The following is an 18,452-nucleotide window of genomic DNA, read 5'->3' on the forward strand; positions in this document are numbered from 1 at the left end:
CTGCGCTTATTCGACCACGGCCGCCAGCTTCTCGTCGGACGCCTCCACGCGCACGTCGATCTTGCCGTCCTTGGCCGACAGCAGCACGCGGCCGCCGTCGACGAGCTTGCCGAACAGCAGTTCGTCGGCCAGCGCGCGCTTGACGTTGTCCTGGATGACGCGCGCCATCGGCCGCGCCCCCATCTGCGGGTCGAAGCCGTTCTCGGCCAGCCAGCGCCGCGCCTCCTGGTCAACGTGCAGCGACACGTGCTTCTCGTGCAGCTGGGTCTCGAGCTCGATCAGGAACTTGTCGACGACGCGCAGGATGTGATCGAAGTCCAGCGCGCCGAACTGCACGATCGCATCGAGACGATTGCGGAATTCCGGCGAGAACTGGCGGCGTATCGCTTCCATCGCGTCGGTCGCGTGGTTCTGGGCGACGAAGCCGATCGTGCGCCGCGCGGCCTGGGTTGCACCGGCGTTCGTCGTCATGACCACGATGACGTTCTTGAAGTTGGCCTCGCGGCCGTTCGTGTCGGTCAGCGCACCGCGGTCCATGACCTGCAGCAGGATGTTGAACACGTCCGGATGCGCCTTCTCGATCTCGTCGAGCAGCAGCACGCAGTGCGGATGCTTGACGACCTGCTCGGTCAGCAGGCCGCCCTGGTCGAAGCCGACGTAGCCCGGCGGCGCGCCGATCAGACGCGACACCGAATGCGCTTCCATGTACTCGGACATGTCGAAGCGGATCAGTTCGATGCCGAGCTGCAGCGCGAGCTGGCGCGTGACCTCGGTCTTGCCGACGCCGGTCGGGCCGGCCAGCAGGAAGCAGCCGATCGGCTTGGACGAATTGCCAAGCCCGGAACGGGCCATCTTGATCGCGCCGGCCAGCGCGTCGATGGCCTGATCCTGGCCGAATACGACCATCTTGAGGTTGCGGTCGAGATTGCGCAGCACGTCGCGATCGGACGCCGACACCTGCTTGGGCGGAATCCGCGCCATGCGCGCGACGATGAATTCGATCTCCGGCACGTCGACGACGTTCTTGCGCTCGTCCTCGGGCACGAGGCGCTGGCGCGCGCCGGCTTCGTCGATGACGTCGATGGCCTTGTCCGGCAGCAGACGGTCGGCGATGTGCTTGACCGACAGGTTGACCGCGGCCATCAGCGCGTCGTTCGTGTACTCGACGTTGTGGTGTTCCTCGAAGCGCGAGCGCAGGCCCTTGAGGATCTCGAACGAATCGGCGATCGACGGCTCGACGACGTCGATCTTCTGGAAGCGCCGCGCGAGCGCGCGGTCCTTCTCGAAGATCGCGCGGTATTCCTGGAACGTCGTGGAGCCGATGCAGCGGATCTCGCCCGAGGCCAGCATCGGCTTGATCAGGTTCGACGCGTCCATCGTGCCGCCCGAGGCCGAGCCGGCGCCGATGATGGTGTGGATCTCGTCGATGAACAGGACCGCCTGCGGCTCTTTCTTGAGCTGGGCGATCACGGCCTTCAGGCGCTTCTCGAAATCACCGCGGTACTTGGTGCCGGCAACGAGCGCGCCGAGATCCAGCGCGTAGATCGTCGCTTCCTTGAGCACGTCGGGCACGTCGGCTTCGACGATGCGCTTGGCCAGGCCCTCGGCCAGCGCGGTCTTGCCGACGCCGGCTTCGCCGACGTAGAGCGGATTGTTCTTGCGCCGGCGGCAGAGCACCTGGATCGTGCGCTCGACCTCTTCGGTGCGGCCGATCAGCGGATCGATCTTGCCCTGGCGCGCGAGCTCGTTGAGGTTCGAGGCGAACTCGGTCAGCGGGTTGCCCTTGGGCTCGCCGCCCTCCTCGGCTTCACGCTCGCTGCCGCCGCCGGGCTGCTGCTGCGGCTCGTGGCCGATCTTGGCGATGCCGTGGGAGATGTAGTTGACGACGTCCAGGCGCGTGATTTCCTGCTGGTTGAGGAAATACACGGCGTGGGAATCCTTTTCGCCGAAGATCGCTACCAGCACGTTGGCGCCGGTGACTTCCTTGCGGCCCGAGGACTGCACGTGATAGACGGCGCGCTGAAGCACGCGCTGGAAGCCGAGCGTCGGCTGGGTGTCGCGCTCGTCGCTCGGCGGCAGCACCGGCACGGTCTCGGCGATGATCGCCTTGAGTTCCTTGCCGATCTTGCCGATGTCCGCGCCGCAGGCGCGCAACACGGCGGCCGCGGACGGGTTTTCGAGAAGAGCCAGCAGCAAGTGCTCCACGGTCATGAATTCGTGGCGCTGCTCGCGCGCATCCTTGTAGCACTGGCCGATGGTGAGTTCGAGGTCTTTGCTGAACATGCCTTACCCCTGTATCAGGATGCGCCGGAGATGGGGATCACTCAGGCTTTTTCCATGGTGCACAACAACGGATGGTGGTTGGAACGCGAAAACTCGTTGACCTGGGTGACCTTGGTCTCCGCCACCTCGCGCGTATACAGCCCGCAAACACCGCGTCCGCGCAAATGCACGTTGAGCATCACCTCATGGGCGCGCTCGTAGGCGAAGCCGAAAAAGCTCTGCAGGATATGGACCACGAAATCCATCGGCGTGTAGTCGTCGTTCAGCAAGAGCACCTGGTACATCGGCGGACGCGCCACCTCGGGGCGCGCCTCCTCGACGGCCAGTCCGTGCTCGTGATCCGGTCTGTGTTCGGTATTGCCTGACATCGTCGCGCTGCATCCGTAAGCTGGGGCCAGTATAGCGCCGCTAGTGGTGACGACGACGTGGTTTGCAAGGGCTGACAAAGGCTTGGCGGCGGCTCGTGTAACATTCTGTGGATGATCCCGGACCTTTCCAGACCGGCGACCGACGACGACGTCGTCTGGCGCCCCCGCGTCACCGTGGCAACTATCGTGCCCAGGGACGACCGTTACCTGCTCGTCGAGGAGGAAATCCGCGGCCGCCTGCTGCTGAACCAGCCGGCCGGCCACCTCGAACCCGGCGAATCCCTGCTCGAGGCCGCGCTCCGCGAAACCCGCGAGGAAACCGGCTGGGACGTAGCGCTGGACTGCCTCGTCGGCATCCATCAATGGGTCAACCCCGAGCTCGACCGCCATTTCCTGCGCTTCACGTTCGCCGCGCAGCCGCTGCGCCACCACCCGGAACAGGCCCTCGACACCGGCATCCGCGCGGCGGTCTGGATGAGCCGTGCCGAGATCGCCGCGGCCGCCGACCGCCTGCGCAGCCCGCTGATACTGGCCAGCATCGACGCCTGGACCGGCGGCCGGCGCCTGCCGCTCACGCTGCTGCAGCAGCTCGAACCCGGGCCGGCGCGCGCATGAGCCGCGGCCTGGTCATGGTCGGCGTGTCCGGCGGTGTGGATTCCTCGGTCGCGGCGCTGCTGCTCAAGCGCCAGGGGCGCGAGGTCGCCGGGCTGTTCATGAAGAACTGGGAAGACGACGGCCGGCTCGGCGAATGCGACGCCGACCGCGACCGCCTCGATGCGCTGCGCGTCTGCGCCGCACTGGACCTGCCGTTCCATGCGTGCAATTTCTCCGGCGAATACTGGGACCAGGTGTTCACCCATTTCCTGGCCGAGTATCGTGCCGGGCGCACGCCGAATCCGGACGTGCTCTGCAATCGCGAGATCAAGTTCCGCACCTTCCTCGAGCAGGCGCGCACGCTGGGCGCACGGACGATCGCGACCGGCCACTACGCACGCACCGATGCGCGCGACGGCCGCCACCGCCTGCTGCGCGGCCGCGACGACAACAAGGACCAGAGCTATTTCCTCTACACGCTCGGCCAGGAACAGCTAGCAGCGACCGAGTTCCCGATCGGCGAGCTGCCCAAACCGCAGGTGCGCGAACTCGCGCGCGAGGCCGGCCTCGCCACGCACGCGAAGAAGGACTCGACCGGCATCTGCTTCATCGGCGAGCGCGACTTCCGCGCGTTCCTCGCCCAGTACATCCCGGCCCAGGCCGGCGAGATCGCGACCCCCGAGGGCGCCGTGCTCGGCACGCACCAGGGCGTCATGTACTACACCCTCGGCCAGCGCCAGGGCCTGGGCATCGGCGGGCGCCGCGATGCCGACGGCCAGCCCTGGTACGTGGTCGGCAAGGACATCGCGCGGCGCCGGCTCATCGTCGCGCAGGGCAACAGCAATCACTGGCTGGACTCGCGCCGGCTGCGCGCGAACGAAGCCAGCTGGACCGCGGGCCGGCCGCCGCCGGACGGACTGCGCTGCACGGCCAAGACGCGCTACCGCCAAGCCGACCAGTCCTGCACGCTGGAATTCGCCGGGGACGGCCTCATGGTCCATTTCGACGTTGCGCAGCGCGCCGTCACGCCGGGACAGTCCATCGTGTTCTACGACGGCGAGGAATGCCTCGGAGGCGCGGTGATCGCGGCGACCGACGCGCCCTATGGCGGACTGGCGGCACAAGGATGAGGGCATGAACGAAGCACAGGTGATCGCGCTGGCCGGCGTGTTCCAGGCCGCCGCGCTGGTACGCGCGACGGCGACCACGGGCAGCCAGGACGCGACGGCGCTCGAAGCCAGCGTCGCGAGCGTGATGCGCATCGACGTCGACGAGGCGGCCGACGCGTTCGGCGGCGTCGCGCGTCTGCGCCTGGGGCTGGAAACCCTCGTGCAGCAGCTCGACCGCGCGCCCGGCGATCTGAGCGTGAGCCAGATCGCCGTCAGCGTGTTGCGCGTCGAGCGCAAGCTCGTCGCGCGGCCGGCCATGCTGCAGACCCTGCGGGAAGGCCTCGAAGCGATACAGCGCCAGGTCGACCATCTGGGCGTGACCCATGCCAGCGTGCTCGCGCGGCTGTCCGAGCTCTATGCAAGTACGCTGTCCAACCTGCGCCCGCGCGTGATCGTGCAGGGCAATCCGCTGTATCTGCAGCAGCCGGCCCAGGTCGAGCGCATCCGCGCGACCCTGCTGGCCGGCGTGCGCGCGGCGGTGCTCTGGCGCCAGCTCGGCGGCAGCCAGTGGCATCTGCTGTTCAAGCGCAGCCACGCCGTCATGCTGGCCCGTGGCCTGCTGAGCCGCGCCCGCCTCGACGGCGGCTGATCCGGACGGCGGTGCGGCAGGCCGTGGCGGAGCCTGCCTGTCGCCGGCGCGAGCGCCGCGCGACGGTCCCGCGAGCGGTCCGGCCTATGCCGCCGCGTTATCGCCGTCGTCCCCGTTGCGCGACCAAAGTCGCGCGCGATCGGTGCCGTCAAACGCGCGTTTCAGGCATAATGTGGCGCTTTTTTTCGCGGTAGCCGCGGCACGGCCGTATTCCGCCGCCGCCTGCGGGCCGCCGTCACATCGGTTCCAGCCGCTGCATGCCAGGAGAACGGAATGAAAGACTCTTTCTCGACCCGCACCTCGCTCGAGGTCAACGGTCAGCGCTACACCATCGCGAGTCTCGCCAAGCTCGGCGAACGCTACGACCTCAAGCGCCTGCCGTTCTCGATGAAGATCCTGCTCGAGAACCTGCTGCGCCACGAGGACGGCGTCAACGTCACGAGCAAGGAGATCGAGGCCGTCGCGAACTGGGAAGCGGCCAAGGAGCCGGACACCGAAATCGCCTTCATGCCGGCGCGCGTGGTGCTGCAGGACTTCACCGGCGTGCCCTGCGTCGTCGACCTTGCCGCGATGCGTGACGCGGTCGTCAAGCTCGGCGGCGACGCCAGCCAGATCAATCCGCAGATCCCGTCCGAGCTCGTCATCGACCATTCTGTCCAGGTCGACGTGTTCGGCAAGCCCGAGGCGCTGGACCTCAACGGCAAGATCGAATTCGGCCGCAACATCGAACGCTATTCCTTCCTGCGCTGGGGCCAGAACGCGTTCGACAACTTCAAGGTCGTGCCGCCGAACACCGGCATCGTGCATCAGGTCAATCTCGAGAACCTCGCCCGCGTCGTCATGACGCGCAGCGCCGGCGGCGAGACCTGGGCCTTCCCGGACACCGTGTTCGGCACCGACTCGCACACCACGATGATCAACGGAATCGGCGTGCTCGGCTGGGGCGTCGGCGGCATCGAGGCCGAGGCGGCCATGCTCGGCCAGCCCTCGTCGATGCTGATCCCGCAGGTCGTCGGCTTCAAGCTCAGCGGCAAGCTGCCCGAAGGCGCGACCGCGACCGACCTCGTGCTGACCGTGACCCAGATGCTGCGCAAGCACGGCGTCGTCGGCAAGTTCGTCGAGTTCTTCGGCGACGGCCTCGATCATCTCGCCCTTGCCGACCGCGCGACGATCGCGAACATGGCGCCGGAATACGGCGCGACCTGCGGCATCTTCCCGATCGACGACGAGGCACTGAACTATCTGCGCCTGTCCGGCCGCGACGCCGCGCTGATCGCGCTGGTCGAGGCCTACGCCAAGGCCCAGGGCCTCTGGCGCGAACCCGGCCAGGCCGCCGCGGAATACAGCTCGACCCTGCAGCTCGACCTCGCCGACGTGAAGCCGTCGCTGGCCGGTCCGAAGCGTCCGCAGGACCGCGTGCTGCTCGAGAACGTCGCGGCCAACTACCGCGAAGCGCTGGCGCCGATGGCCGATGCGCGCGCGATCAAGACCAAGTCCGCGACGCCGGGCTCGGCCACGGTGCGCAAGGACGGCAACGAATACACGCTGAAGGACGGCGCCGTCGTCATCGCGGCGATCACGTCCTGCACCAACACGTCCAATCCGGCCGTCATGCTCGGCGCCGGCCTGCTCGCGCGCAACGCCGTGGCCAAGGGCCTCAACGTCGCGCCGTGGGTCAAGACCTCGCTCGGACCGGGCTCGCTGGTCGTCACCGACTACCTCAAGAAGGCCGGCGTGCTGAGCGATCTGGAACGGCTCGGCTTCTACGTCGTCGGCTACGGCTGCACGACCTGCATCGGCAACTCCGGCCCGCTGCCAGAAGAAGTCTCGGCAGGCATCGCCGACGGCGATCTCGTCGTGACCTCGGTGCTGTCGGGCAACCGCAACTTCGAAGGCCGCGTGCATCCCGAAGTCAAGATGAACTACCTGGCCTCGCCGCCGCTGGTCGTCGCCTACGCGATCGCCGGCACCGTCGACGTCGACCTGTCCAAGGATCCGATCGGCCACGACGCGAGCGGCGCGGCCGTGTTCCTGCGCGACATCTGGCCGACCAACAAGGAAATCGGCGACGTCATCGCCGCCACGGTCGGCCCCGAGATGTTCAAGAAGAACTATGCCGACGTGTTCAAGGGCGACAGCCGCTGGAACCAGATCCAGTCGCCGGAAGGCGGCATCTACAGCTGGGACGGCTCGTCGACCTACATCAAGAATCCGCCCTACTTCGACGGCATGACGATGGCCGTCGGCAAGATCCAGGACATCCACGGCGCACGCGTGCTCGGCCTGTTCGGCGACTCGATCACGACCGACCACATCTCGCCGGCGGGCGACATCAAGGCGACGTCGCCGGCCGGCGCGTTCCTGCAGAGCCGCGGCGTGCAGAAGGTCGACTTCAACTCCTACGGCTCGCGCCGCGGCAACGACGACGTCATGGTGCGCGGCACCTTCGCGAACATCCGCATCAAGAACCTGATGCTCGGCGGCGAGGAAGGCGGCAACACCTATCACTATCCGGACGGCGCCAAGCTGTCGATCTACGACGCGGCCATGCGCTACAAGACCGAAGGCGTGCCGCTCGTCGTCATCGCCGGCAAGGAATACGGCACCGGCTCCTCGCGCGACTGGGCGGCCAAGGGCACGATGCTGCTCGGCGTGAAGGCCGTCATCGCCGAGAGTTTCGAGCGCATCCATCGCTCCAACCTCGTCGGCATGGGCGTGCTGCCGCTGCAGTTCAAGGAGGGCGAGAACGCGCAGACCATTGGCCTCAAGGGCGACGAAGTGTTCGAGATCGCCGGCCTCAACGACGGCGAGTCGCGCGAGATCGAAGTCGTGGCCACGGGCCCGCACGACACCAAGCGCTTCAGCGTGCGCGTGCTGCTGCTGACGCCGAAGGAAGTCGAGTACTTCCGCCACGGCGGCATCCTGCCCTACGTGCTGCGCCAGCTCGCCTCGGCGCCGAAGGCCGCCTGACCCGCGCGGTGCCGGGACACCGGCATCGCTCCGGCTTTCCACACACGCGCCGCATCCGCGGCGCGTGTCGTTTCCGGACCTGCCTCAGCGGATTCGCGTATCCGTCGCGATCCAGTTGGTTTCCCAGGTCCTGCCGTCGTCGGCCGAGTAGGCCTGCTCGAAACGCGCGCTGTCGCGCGTGATCTCCGAAATCACGAAACGCACGCGGATCGGACGGCCGTCGAGCTCGTCGCGGCCGTGGAACTCGCCGCGGCCGTCGCGAAAAGCGCCGACGACCGGCGCCGTCAGCACGCCGCTGCGCAGGTTGGCGAAGTTCAGGCTCCACTGTTTCGCGGCCGGTTCGTAGAGCCGCAGGCTCACACCGTCTATGCGTCCCGACGCGCCTTCGATCGAAAGCTCGGCAACGTTCGAGCGTCCGCCGAGCAGCGGCCGGACGACCGTAGTGCCGCTGTACGCGATCCATTCCTGCGATCCCGACAGCGGCTTGGCGAGGCGCCGCACCTCGGTCTTCCAGGTGCCGAACTCGAAATCGAAATCCCGCTGCGCGTCCTGCGCCGCGACGGGCGTCAGGGCGAACACCGCGGCGAACAGCGCGCTGCCGCGTAGCAGCCGCATCGGCGAACGTCTCTGCATGGAGCCTCCGGCATTGCGCATGACCGGCGGCGAGCTTGAAAGACCGCGACACTCCGGCGCAAGAGCCGTGGCTGGGCCCCTGGCCCGGCCGCGGCCGGACAGCCTGGCTCGGCCAGCGCCAACCGATTGGCAATCAATCGGTTGCCACGGAATTGGATCCAGAACAAACGGGCAGGATGGCCCGGGGCGAATACCGTCGGCAGGCGGGGGCTGTCGTGAAACCGGCCGGCCGTACATTCACCGTGATCGACGGCTTCGCGCGCGATGCGCTGGACATCGAGATCGACTTCAGCGCCAGCGTCAGCGGCGGCCGCGCGGCGCGCGTTCGCACTCAGGCCGTCGCCCGCTGCGCGGTGCGGGATCCGGAGAGAACCTCGACGAGATCGCGGTGTGCAGGCAGGTCCCTGATGGCGTGCTGGCTGACGGCGCGCAGCATGGCGAATTCGCGACGCGCATCCTCGGCGCGCGGATAGCGTCCGCGCTGATCGCGCAGGTCGGTCCGGAATTCCATGCCGTAGAGAATGAACTGCCAGCTCGCCGGCATGAACATTTCCAGGTCGGTGACGAAGTCGAGACGGTGCGGTGGACGCCGGCGCCATTCGGCGAGGCGGTCGCGCAGCGACGGCGGAACGGTGGCCGTATCGGCGTTGTCGATCCAGAACGCGCTGTCGCGGCGCTGGGTCAGGCAGTAGTGAAGCTTGAGAAAATCGACGATGCGCGTGTAGCGCTCGCTCATCATGCGGTTGAAATGCGCCGCCGCGCGATCGAAGCAGGCGTCCATCGGCAGCAGGTGGGCGAGCAGATAGGTGCCCATCTCGATCAGACCGATGCCGGTCGCTTCGAGGGGCTCGAGGAAACCGGCCGAGAGTCCGATCGCCACGCAGTTGTGCCGCCACTGCACTCGCCGAAAACCGGTTTCAAACGGCAGGCGGCGCGCATTCAATCCCTGCGCCGCGGGACCGATGTACTGGCGCAGCACGGCTTCGGCGCGATCATCGCTGGTGTGCCGGCTCGAGTAGACGTAGCCGACGCCACGACGCTCCTGCAGGCCGATGTCCCAAGTCCAGCCGGCTTCGTGCGCGGTGGAGATCGTATGCGATGCGATGGGCGTGTCCGGACCTGCGTTGGGCACCTGGATGGCCACGGCGCGGTCGGCGAAGAGCACGTCGCTCACCGACTCGAGCGGCTGCCCGAGTGCCTTGCCGATCAGGGCCGCGCGCATGCCGGTGCAATCGACGTAGAGGTCGGCCTGCAGGGTGCCGATTTCCCGCGTGACGACGCCGGCGATCCCGCCGTTCGCGGCGAGCGTCACGTCGCAGATGGTCGCGAGCCGATGGTCGACGCCGAGTGCGCGCCCTTCCTCGGCGAGCAGCGCGGCGACCTTCATGGCATCGAAGTGGTAGGCGTAATTCATGGGCCCCTCGTAGTCGGGGTCCTGGCGACGCTTCGGCGCACGGCCGGCGCCGGCGACTGCGGCCTGCAAGGTCACCGCGTCGGCGAATGCCATGCCTTCGCCGGCATCGCCGAGCAGCCAGTAAGGGACCAGATCGAGTCCGTCGACGCGCGAACTGGGCAGGTTGAAGGGGTGGAAGTAATGATCGCGACCCGGTGAGCCCGCCGGCCGGACCCAGTCGACGAAGCGGATGCCCTGCTTGAAGGTGGCTTGGGTTTCGCGGATGAAGCGCGCCTCACTGATGCCGATCTGCGAGAGCGCGCCGCGGATCGACGGGAACGTGCCCTCGCCGACACCGAGGATGCCGATGTCGGGCGACTCGACGAGCTGGATGCGCACGCTCCCCGGTGACCGGATGTTGAGGGTCTTCGCCAAGTAGCAGGCGCACAGCCAGCCTGCCGTTCCGCCACCCGCGATCAATACGCTCCGCAGCATGGTTGCAGCTCCCGATTCGTGCGCTGACGGCGCGCCGGTTGACACCAAGCCGCGCACCGTACGCTCGGATGACTGCGCTGTCATTTTGCATCGCAGCAGCGATTTTCTTCGAATGACAGCGCTATCAATTTTCGATTGACAGCGCTGCCATCGGTATGCACCCTGCGTCGCCAGCAGGTATTCAAGACGCTCCGGGACTGGCTCAGAGGGCGTCATCAACGGGAGGGTGGCACCCATGTTCATTCGCAAGACCTTGCTTCACCGTTCCATCGCCGCGGTGCTCGCGGCCAGTTCGGCCATGGCGGCGGCGCAGGACGGCGCCAGCGCGGATTCGAAGTCGGCGCCGGACGCCGGCGGCGATGTCGAGACCACCGCGCTCGACCTGGTCACGGTGACGGCGACCAAGCGCAGCACGCCGCTGCAGAAAACCCCGGTAGCGATCACCGCGATCAGTGCGCAGGCGCTGGACAAGGAACGCGTGATCACGGTGCAGGACATCACCAGCCTGGTGCCCGGCCTGGCCGCGACCACTCAGGGCGACCACGGCGTGATCACGCTGACCCTGCGCGGCATCGGCAACGACAGCGCCAAGACCGAATACGCCGATCCGGAGGTCGCCCTGTTCGTCGACGGCATCTACACGCCGCGCGCGGAGGGTGCCGCCTCGCTGTTGCTCGATCTCGAATCGGTCGAGGTGCTGCGCGGACCGCAAGGCACGCTGTGGGGCCGCAACTCGACGGTCGGCGCGGTCAACATGCAGACCGCCAAGCCCGTGATCGGCGACAGCTCGGGCAATCTGCAGTTCGGCTTCGGCAACTACGCGCGCCTGGGCGGCCGCGGCGCGTTCAACCTGCCCATCAGCGATACCTGGGCGATGCGCGTCGCCTTCGCCCACGAACAGCACGAGGGCTACGTCGACTACCAGAATCCCGGCGCGCTGCTGCCCTCGATGGATTCGCAGCGCGCCGCCTACCTGGCGTCGGGCGGCGATCCGGCCGCGTTCCAGCCCATCAATCCCAATCTGTTCGTCGCCGGCGGCGACAAGTACAACGCGCAGAACCAGACCGCGATCCGGATCAGCAGCCTGCTCCAGCCGAGCGACGCATTCAGCTGGAACGTCGCCTACGAATACTTCCGCGATACCGGCACGCCGAACATGAACCTGATGCAGAGGCCGCGCGCGGGCCAGGATTTCTGGTCCGCGCTGATCGACACGGCGCCGTCGCTGGATCGCGAGGTGAACACCTTGCGCAGCCGCATGGATTGGCAGCTCAGCGATTACCTGTCGTTGTCCTACATTGCCGGCGTCAGCCGCTTCGAAGGTTCGGCGGACTTCGATCAGGACGGCGGCGTGCAGGTGCCGACCAGTTTCACGACCGGTGCAACGTACCAGCAAGACCGCACCAACTACTCCGTGTATCGCAATCACAGCCACGAACTGAATCTGACGTCGAACGGCGAGAACACCGTCGACTGGATCCTCGGGCTCTACTACGCCGCCGAGAAGAACAAGATCCGTTTCGACATCCCGATCTTCAATGGCACTCAGCAGGGCACGGTCGCCTGGCAAGGCTCGTTCATCCAGCCCAAGCAGACCGTCGATTCCAAGGCCATCTTCGGCCAAGCCACCTGGAATGTGTCGGACGCGTTCCGCCTCACCGGCGGCCTGCGCTACACCGATGACGCGAAGGAAAACGTCGGCGGTCGCGGCTGGGGCTGGCAAGGCTCCGGCAATCCGGACATTCCGCAGGTACCGATCGCCCCGGGCACGATTCCGAGCAACGCGAACGGTTTCGGATTCGGCGTCGGCGGCATCAACGACGGCCAGTACGACCACGGGCAGTTGACCTGGCTGGCGCGCGCGGACTACGACGTGGCTCCGGGCTTCCTGCTCTACGCCAGCGTTTCGACCGGCTACAAATCCGGCGGCCTGCAGGACGGCGGCGTCCCGTACGGGCACGAGGAGCTGACCAATTTCGAGATCGGCGCCAAGTCGTCCTTCCTCGACGGACAGGTGATCTGGAACAACGCCGTCTACTACGAAGATTTCAAGGATTTCCAGCTTGCCGCACCGATCACGTTCGTCGACGGCAGCCGCGGACTCGGCTTCTCGAACGTGAAAGGCAGCACCAAGGTCTGGGGATTCGAATCCGAACTGAATGCGCGCCTGAGCGACGACGACCGCCTGCAGTTCGTGTTCTCGGCGATTCCGCACAAAAAGCTGGGCACGCTGCGGTACGCCGGCTCCAACGACTATCAGGGACTGCCGCCCTGCCCGGCCGAATCGGGCATCGGCAACTGTCTCGACGTGTCGGGCAACGAACTCGCGCATGCTCCCGATGCCGCGTTCACCCTGGTCTACGAACACGATTTCCGCTTCGCGAGCGGTGCCCGGCTGACCCCGCGCATCAGTACCCACTACGAGACCGAAAGCTGGCTCAGTGCATTCAACCTCGGCGACGGCGACAAACAGGCCAGCTATTTCCGCACGGATCTGAGCGCGCGCTATCTCAATCCGAACGGCACCTGGTACATCGACTTCTACGTCGACAACGCCGAGGACAAGAAAGTGCGCACGAGCGCAGGCCGGACAGCCGTCGGCAGCGGCTTCGAATACATCTCGCAATACCTGCCGCCACGAACCGTCGGGATGAATTTCGGCGTCTGGTTCTAGCGTCTTGCCGTGTAACTGCGTTGAAGAAACCCGGTGGATTTCGTCGCGAGAGCGGGCGAGTCGAGGAGACGCAGCCGCATTGGCACGATCAGCCGCAACGACGTATCGCGGCGAAAAGACACCGGAATCATTCAATGGCGATTGCGAGACAGGACACCTGGCACCCGCCGCGCTGCTCGTCCGACGCATCGGACAAACCCCATCCCGGCGATGACCGGAATCCGTGGACGCGCCTGCCGGCCGTGTCCACGGATTCCGGCCCCCGTCGACGGCGATGCATCGGGTCAGCGCGGCTCCCCTGGCGCCCCGCCACCGCAGCGAACGAAACCTACAGAGAACCACGAGCGAGACGATGCCGAAAGACGAAAACCGAATGCAGCCTGAGCGCTTTCCCGCGGACTTCCTCTGGGGTGTGGCGACCGCCGCCTACCAGATCGAAGGCGCCTGGAATGTCGATGGCAAGGGAGAATCGATTTGGGACCGCTTTGCGCACACGCCGGGCAAGATTCGCGGCGGCGACAACGGCGACATTGCCTGCGACAGCTACCACCGCTTCAGCGAGGACGTGGCGCTGGTCAAGGCCATGGGTCTCGACAGCTATCGCTATTCGATCGCCTGGCCGCGCGTGCAGCCCGGCGGCCGCGGGGGGCCCAACGCGAAGGGCCTGGACTACTACCGGCGGCTGACCGACTGCGTACTCGAGGCGGGCCTGCGCCCGCTCGTGACGCTGTATCACTGGGATCTGCCGCAGGAACTCGAGGACGCCGGCGGCTGGACCCGGCGCGATACCGCCGCGCGCTTCGGCGACTATGCGGACATGATCGCTGCCGCGCTCGGCGATCGCGTGCGCCACTGGATCGTCCTCAACGAACCGAAGACGTTCACGTCGACCGGCTACTGGCTCGGCGTGCATGCACCGGGGCGATGCGATGCACGGGGCTTCCTGCGCGCGACGCACGTCGCCAACCTCGCCCAGGGACTCGGCTTCCGCGCCCTCAAGGCGCGACGCGCGGACTGCGAAATCGGCAGTGCCTTCGATGTCGCGCCGATGTATCCGCATTCGGACACTGCCGCCGATGCCGCCGCCGCCGAGCGCTGGCATCGCTTTCTCAACCTGTGGTTCCTGCATCCGGCCCTGCACGGCACCTATCCGGACGGCGTACTGCCGGTCGACGAGACCGACGCGCTGCTCGGCTTCCTGCCGGGCGACGAAGTCACCGTGCGCGCCGACTTCGACTTCATCGGCCTCAACTACTATTCGCCATGGCTAGTCCGTCATGCCCCCGGCGGCAGCGACATTCCGGGCCTGAACTGCATCGCCGAATGGGCGAAGGGACGCGGACGCCTGCCGCAGACCGACATCGGCTGGGACATCGACGCGAACGGCTTTCGCGACATCCTCGTGCGCATGCGCGAGCATGCCGGCCACCGGCCGATCGAGATCAGCGAATGCGGTGCGGCCTTCAATACCGGACCCGGCGCAGACGGCGAGATCGACGACCAGGCACGCATCGATTTCCTGCACCAGCACCTCAAGGCCATGGCCACGGCAATGGCCGAGGGCGTACCGGTGCGGGCCTTCCATCAGTGGAGCCTGCTCGACAATTTCGAATGGGCGGAAGGCTATTCGCAACGTTTCGGTATCGTGCATGTCGATTTCGAGCGCAGCCAGACGCGTACGCTCAAGGCCTCGGGGCGATGGTTCGCGCAGGTCGCGGCCGCCAATGCGATCGCCTGACGTGCGCCTCGCCGGCAGCCGGCCGGCCGCTACCATCACGAAACAGGCGGCGCGGCGCTGTCGCGCCGCCTCGTCGTCTCCAGCCGGAGTGAACCCGAAACCATGAACGCAATTCCTCTCGCGGCACATCCGGAGCGGCTGCCGACGCGACGCTACCTCGGCTATGGCCTCGGCGATTTCGCCTTCAATTTCTACTGGCTGCCGCTGCAGGTCTTTCTTCTCAAGTACTACACCGACGTGCTCGGCCTCGACAGCGGCGCGGCCGGCATCATCGTCATGATCTGCCTGATCTGGGACGGCCTGGTCGATCCGCTGATAGGCATCGTCGCCAACAAGACGCGCACGCGCTTCGGACGCTATCGCCCGTACATGCTGTTCGGCGCGGTTCCGCTGGCCGTGACCTTCAGCTTCGTGTTCCTGCCGGTGCCGTTCCACGATACCGCCCTGGTCGTGTATGCGCTGGTGACCCAGCTCTTGTTCCGCACGGTCTACGCCGCCGTCAACATCCCCTACGGCGCCATGATGGCGTCGATGACACGTGACTCGATGGAGCGAAACTGGCTGGCCGGCGCGCGCATGCTGTTCGCCTTCAGCGGCTCGGCCGTGGTCGGCTTTGCGACGCCGCGGCTGGTGGCATGGATCGGCATCGGCAGTCCCGACTCGGCCTATTTCTGGTCGGCGGCGATCCTGTCGTCGCTCGCGACCCTGATCATCTTCGCCAGCTACGGGTTGACCGAGGAACGCCTCGAAACGGTCGCCGAGCAGCAGGCTCATCCGCCGCTGGGCGTACTGCTGCGCATGCTGGCCAAGAACACGCCTTTCCTGCAGGCGGCCGCGGCGATCGCCCTGTTCGGATTCGCCAGCACGGTCACCAGCGCGAGCCTGCCCTACTTCGTGCAGTACTACATGCGCGGCGAGCCGACCATGACCGGCGACCTCGCCAGCATGATCCCGTTCGTGCAGATGCTGGCGATCCTGCCGTGGACGCTGATCAGCCGCCATACCGGCAAGCGGGCGGCGTGGATCATCGGCCTGCTCGTCGCAACGGCCGCGCTCGGCGTGCTGATTCTGGTCGACAGACCCGATCCGACCACGGTGTTCGTGCTGGTCGCGGTCACCGCGTTCGGCTCGGCCGCGATCGCCGTCAACTTCTGGTCGATCGTGCCGGACACGGTCGAATACGGCGAGTGGCGATCCGGCGTGCGCGTCGAGGGGTTCGTGTTCGGCCTGGTCACCCTGATCCAGAAGTCGGCGCTCGGCCTTTCCTCCGCCTTCGTCGGCCTTTATCTGGTCTGGATCGGCTACGTGCCGAACCAGGAACAGGCGCCGTCGACGGTCGAGGGACTCCGGTACCTGTTCACGCTGTTCCCGATGTTCGGCATGCTCGCCTCGTGTGCGGTCATGCTGTTCTACCGGCTGGACGCCGGCACGCACGCGCGGCTGGTCGCCGAAATCGCCGCACGCGCGCCGGTGCGATCCGCTCCATGACCGATCGCGCCACGCCGGCCCGCCGAGGTGCTTGCCTATACAATCGGGGCAGACAAAGCGCTTCGGCGTGGAGGCCGAACCGATGAGCAAGGCGATCATCGACGATGTGGCGGCCAGGGCGGGCGTGTCGATCAAGACCGTCTCCCGCGTCGTCAATCGCGAACCCAACGTCAGGCAACGGACGCGCGAGCGAGTCGAGGCGGCGATCGCCGAGCTCAACTACCGGCCGCGACTGTCAGCGCGCAGCCTCGCCGCCAATCGCTCCTTCATGCTCGGCCTGATCTACGGCAAGCCCGGTGCTCACTATGTGCTCGACATCCAGGAGGGCGTGCTCGAGATGTGCCGGCCGCACGGTTACGAGCTCGTCATCCATCCGGGCGAGTTTCGCGATGGCGATCTGGCCGATGAAATCTCCGAGCTGATTCTCGACCGGCGCATCGACGGCGTGCTGCTGTCGCCCCCCATCTCCGACCACATGGAGGCGATCGCATTGCTCAAGGACGCCGGCATTCCGCTGGTCCGGATCGCACCGACCGTCGACAAGGCCGCGCACCCGTTCGTCGAGACGAACGATCTCGACGCCTCGTTCGACCTGACCGAAGTGCTGATCGGCCTCGGCCACCGCCGCATCGGCTTCATCACCGGCCATCCCGATCACCGCGCTGTCGGCTTGCGTTTCGAGGGCTATCGCAAGGCCCTGCGCGCGAACGGCATCGCCTTCCAGGGCGAGCTGGTGGCGGTCGGCGACAACCTCTTTCATGCCGGTGAGGAGGGCGCGCGCCAGTTGCTGAAACTGGCGTCGCCGCCGACGGCGATCTTCGCCGCCAACGACGAGATGGCCGGCGGCGTGATCAAGACGGCGCTCGTCCACGGTCTGCGCATCCCCGAACAGCTTTCCGTGGTCGGCTTCGACGATGCGCCGATTTCGCGCCAGGTCTGGCCGTCGATCAGCACGATCCAGCAGCCGATCCGCGACATGGCCAAGACCGCGACCAGCATCCTGCTCGAGCAGTTGCGTGCCGGCGAGTCCGAGCAGCATCCGAGCATGCATCCGGCCCGGCTCGTGCTGCGCGAATCGATCGCGCCGCCACCGTCCGGCAAAGCCTGAACCCGTGGCGACCCGGATCATCGCCAGTTTCGACATCGGCGGCGCCAACATGCGCGCGGCCGTCGTCGCCGTGGACGGCCGCCGTGCGGAAGTGCTCGAACAGCAGCGCCGGCCGACACCCAGCCACCTGCTCGTCCCGGAAGTCACCGCGCAGGAGCGGCTCGACGACGTGATCGGCTTCATGGTGGCATTCGCCGACCAGGCCCGTCGGCGTGTGGGAGCCGATGCCGTGGCCGCGGCCTTTCCCGGTCCGCTCGATGCACAAGGGCGCGTCGCCGCCCTGCCGACCCTGTGGGGCAGCGAAGGCGCGAGTCTGTGCCCGCTGGCGCTCGACCTTCTGCTCGCCGGGCGACTGCAGGACATGCCGGTGCGCATCTACAACGACGTCAGCGCGGCCGGTTTCCGCTTCGTCGCCGAGCATCCCGATTTCGCCCTGTTCACGCTCGGAAGCGGCGTCGGCCTCAAGGTGTTCATCAACGGCCAGCCCCAGGTGGGCCCGCACGGCCGCGGCGGCGAACTGACCCACATGGTCTTCGACAGGTCGGCCGACGCCCCGACGTGCGACTGCGGCGGTCGCGGCCATCTGGGTGCACTGGCGTCCGGTCGCGCCTGGCAGCGCCGGATCGGACACGCCGCCGCGGGCGACGGCGCCGCGGTCGAACTCGACGCCTTCGCCGAGCCGCTGGCGCGAGCGGTCGCCATGATCCACTACACGCTCGGCATGGAAAGGTTCCTGTTCGCCGGCGGCCTGGCCGAAGGGCTCGGCGAACCGCTGCGCGCGGCGATCGTCCGGTGCCTTCCCGGGCAGGGCTGGCAGCAGGGGCAGAACTGGGACGCGATGATCCGGCTCGCTCCGGCCGACGATTCGCATGCGCTGATCGGCGGCGCGCTCGCACTTGCCGGCGAACCGGCACCTGCCGCCGGCTGACGGCATGCGCGTTTCGTCAGTC

Annotated in this window: 13 protein-coding genes; 9 read left to right on the forward strand and 4 right to left on the reverse strand. The window is 67.1% G+C overall.

Annotation, left to right across the window (positions count from 1 at the left end; translation table 11 throughout):
* Positions 1-6: 6 nt before the first annotated feature.
* Both clpA and clpS read right to left on the reverse strand, forming a co-directional pair.
* Positions 7-2,283, reverse strand: a complete 2,277-nt coding sequence (gene clpA / locus NON22_RS00170) for an ATP-dependent Clp protease ATP-binding subunit ClpA (RefSeq protein ID WP_257384862.1) — start codon at positions 2,281-2,283, stop codon at positions 7-9.
* 41 nt (positions 2,284-2,324) lie between these two features.
* Positions 2,325-2,651 (reverse strand): ATP-dependent Clp protease adapter ClpS, encoded by a 327-nt coding sequence (clpS, locus tag NON22_RS00175; protein WP_257384863.1) that lies wholly within the window; start codon positions 2,649-2,651, stop codon positions 2,325-2,327.
* A 111-nt stretch (positions 2,652-2,762) separates the two neighbouring features.
* Between clpS and NON22_RS00180 the strand changes: the two genes are divergently transcribed.
* The 4 genes from NON22_RS00180 to acnA all read left to right on the forward strand — a co-directional run bounded on the left by NON22_RS00180 (position 2,763) and on the right by acnA (position 7,973).
* Positions 2,763-3,266: an NUDIX hydrolase gene (locus NON22_RS00180; RefSeq protein ID WP_257384864.1), complete on the forward strand. Its 504-nt coding sequence runs from the start codon at positions 2,763-2,765 to the stop codon at positions 3,264-3,266.
* Positions 3,263-4,375: a tRNA 2-thiouridine(34) synthase MnmA gene (gene mnmA / locus NON22_RS00185; RefSeq protein ID WP_257384865.1), complete on the forward strand. Its 1,113-nt coding sequence runs from the start codon at positions 3,263-3,265 to the stop codon at positions 4,373-4,375. The genes NON22_RS00180 and mnmA overlap by 4 nt, the downstream gene beginning before the upstream one ends.
* Positions 4,376-4,379: 4 nt before the next feature.
* A complete protein-coding gene (hflD, locus tag NON22_RS00190; protein ID WP_257384866.1) occupies positions 4,380-5,003 on the forward strand; it encodes a high frequency lysogenization protein HflD in 624 nt (207 codons plus the stop codon).
* Between the two features lie 273 nt (positions 5,004-5,276).
* The gene (gene acnA, locus NON22_RS00195; protein ID WP_257384867.1) at positions 5,277-7,973 is read left to right on the forward strand and encodes an aconitate hydratase AcnA; all 2,697 of its coding nucleotides are present in this window, start codon (positions 5,277-5,279) and stop codon (positions 7,971-7,973) included.
* A gap of 84 nt (positions 7,974-8,057) precedes the next feature.
* On the opposite strand, the gene NON22_RS00200 is transcribed toward acnA, so the two are convergent.
* Together NON22_RS00200 and NON22_RS00205 are read right to left on the reverse strand one after the other, a co-directional pair.
* Positions 8,058-8,606, reverse strand: a complete 549-nt coding sequence (locus NON22_RS00200; protein ID WP_257384868.1) for a hypothetical protein — start codon at positions 8,604-8,606, stop codon at positions 8,058-8,060.
* Between the two features lie 331 nt (positions 8,607-8,937).
* Positions 8,938-10,494 carry a tryptophan halogenase family protein gene (locus NON22_RS00205; RefSeq protein WP_257384869.1) on the reverse strand — a complete coding sequence of 519 codons (1,557 nt, stop codon included), beginning with the start codon at positions 10,492-10,494 and terminating at the stop codon, positions 8,938-8,940.
* 235 nt (positions 10,495-10,729) lie between these two features.
* Between NON22_RS00205 and NON22_RS00210 the strand changes: the two genes are divergently transcribed.
* The 5 genes from NON22_RS00210 to NON22_RS00230 all read left to right on the forward strand — a co-directional run bounded on the left by NON22_RS00210 (position 10,730) and on the right by NON22_RS00230 (position 18,430).
* Positions 10,730-13,168: a TonB-dependent receptor gene (locus NON22_RS00210; RefSeq protein ID WP_257384870.1), complete on the forward strand. Its 2,439-nt coding sequence runs from the start codon at positions 10,730-10,732 to the stop codon at positions 13,166-13,168.
* Between the two features lie 373 nt (positions 13,169-13,541).
* Positions 13,542-14,906, forward strand: coding sequence for a GH1 family beta-glucosidase (locus NON22_RS00215; RefSeq protein WP_257384871.1), 1,365 nt, complete (start codon positions 13,542-13,544; stop codon positions 14,904-14,906).
* A 102-nt stretch (positions 14,907-15,008) separates the two neighbouring features.
* Complete coding sequence (locus NON22_RS00220) at positions 15,009-16,394, forward strand: MFS transporter (protein WP_257384872.1); 1,386 nt, start codon at positions 15,009-15,011, stop codon at positions 16,392-16,394.
* Between the two features lie 82 nt (positions 16,395-16,476).
* Complete coding sequence (locus tag NON22_RS00225) at positions 16,477-17,502, forward strand: LacI family DNA-binding transcriptional regulator (RefSeq protein ID WP_257384873.1); 1,026 nt, start codon at positions 16,477-16,479, stop codon at positions 17,500-17,502.
* A 4-nt stretch (positions 17,503-17,506) separates the two neighbouring features.
* Positions 17,507-18,430, forward strand: coding sequence for an ROK family protein (locus NON22_RS00230; protein ID WP_257384886.1), 924 nt, complete (start codon positions 17,507-17,509; stop codon positions 18,428-18,430).
* The last annotated feature ends 22 nt before the right edge of the window (positions 18,431-18,452 follow it).

The organism is Tahibacter caeni (assembly GCF_024609805.1).
Classification (GTDB): Bacteria; Pseudomonadota; Gammaproteobacteria; order Xanthomonadales; family Rhodanobacteraceae; genus Tahibacter; species Tahibacter caeni.

Excerpts from the sequence above, each read along its gene's own strand:
- clpA (WP_257384862.1), bottom strand. The coding sequence starts at position 2,283 with ATGTTCAGCAAAGACCTCGAACTCACCATCGGCCAGTGCTACAAGGAT.
- clpS (WP_257384863.1), bottom strand. The coding sequence starts at position 2,651 with ATGTCAGGCAATACCGAACACAGACCGGATCACGAGCACGGACTGGCC.
- NON22_RS00180 (WP_257384864.1), top strand. The coding sequence starts at position 2,763 with ATGATCCCGGACCTTTCCAGACCGGCGACCGACGACGACGTCGTCTGG.
- mnmA (WP_257384865.1), top strand. The coding sequence starts at position 3,263 with ATGAGCCGCGGCCTGGTCATGGTCGGCGTGTCCGGCGGTGTGGATTCC.
- hflD (WP_257384866.1), top strand. The coding sequence starts at position 4,380 with ATGAACGAAGCACAGGTGATCGCGCTGGCCGGCGTGTTCCAGGCCGCC.
- acnA (WP_257384867.1), top strand. The coding sequence starts at position 5,277 with ATGAAAGACTCTTTCTCGACCCGCACCTCGCTCGAGGTCAACGGTCAG.
- NON22_RS00200 (WP_257384868.1), bottom strand. The coding sequence starts at position 8,606 with ATGCAGAGACGTTCGCCGATGCGGCTGCTACGCGGCAGCGCGCTGTTC.
- NON22_RS00205 (WP_257384869.1), bottom strand. The coding sequence starts at position 10,494 with ATGCTGCGGAGCGTATTGATCGCGGGTGGCGGAACGGCAGGCTGGCTG.
- NON22_RS00210 (WP_257384870.1), top strand. The coding sequence starts at position 10,730 with ATGTTCATTCGCAAGACCTTGCTTCACCGTTCCATCGCCGCGGTGCTC.
- NON22_RS00215 (WP_257384871.1), top strand. The coding sequence starts at position 13,542 with ATGCAGCCTGAGCGCTTTCCCGCGGACTTCCTCTGGGGTGTGGCGACC.
- NON22_RS00220 (WP_257384872.1), top strand. The coding sequence starts at position 15,009 with ATGAACGCAATTCCTCTCGCGGCACATCCGGAGCGGCTGCCGACGCGA.
- NON22_RS00225 (WP_257384873.1), top strand. The coding sequence starts at position 16,477 with ATGAGCAAGGCGATCATCGACGATGTGGCGGCCAGGGCGGGCGTGTCG.